At 64.6% G+C, this 616-nt stretch carries 1 protein-coding gene; it reads right to left on the bottom strand.

Features of this window, described 5'->3' with window-relative positions; translation table 11 throughout:
• A partial coding sequence (rpoA, locus tag AC5P1C_RS43915) for a DNA-directed RNA polymerase subunit alpha (protein ID WP_493871604.1) occupies positions 1–611 on the bottom strand: 611 nt, incomplete at its 3' end.
• Positions 612–616 lie beyond the last annotated feature (5 nt).

Here is a 616-nt window from a genome sequence, read left to right as displayed (position 1 = left end):
GGGCGCATGGCCTGCTTGGTCTCGACGTCGACGATCAGCTTGTCGAAGTCGGTGCGCTGCTCGACACGCGTGGCCTCGACCTTGTACGTCACCTTGAGGACCGGCGAGTAGATCGAGTCGACCGGGATGCGCCCGATCTCCTGACCGACCTGCTTGTTCTGGACGGCGGAGACGTAGCCGCGACCGCGCTCGACGGTCAGCTCCATCTCCAGCTTGCCCTTGCCGTTCAGCGTGGCCAGGACCAGGTCGGGGTTGTGCACCTCGACACCGGCCGGCGGCGCGATGTCGGCGGCGGTGACCAGACCGGGACCCTGCTTGCGCAGGTACATCACGACAGGCTCATCGTGCTCACTGCTCACGACGAGCTGCTTGATGTTGAGGATGAGGTCGGTGACGTCTTCCTTGACGCCCGGCACGGTGGTGAACTCGTGCAGGACACCGTCGATGCGGATGGACGTGACGGCCGCACCCGGGATCGAGGAGAGAAGGGTCCGACGCAGAGAGTTGCCGAGGGTGTAACCAAAGCCCGGCTCCAGCGGCTCGATCACGAACCGGGAGCGGAATTCGTCGACGACCTCTTCGGTCAACGAGGGACGCTGAGCGATCAGCATGAAGT

The sequence above is a fragment of the Streptomyces sp. A18 genome (assembly GCF_059026065.1).
Note: the sequence above shows the minus strand (reverse complement) of the source record. Positions and strands in the feature narration are given on the sequence as shown.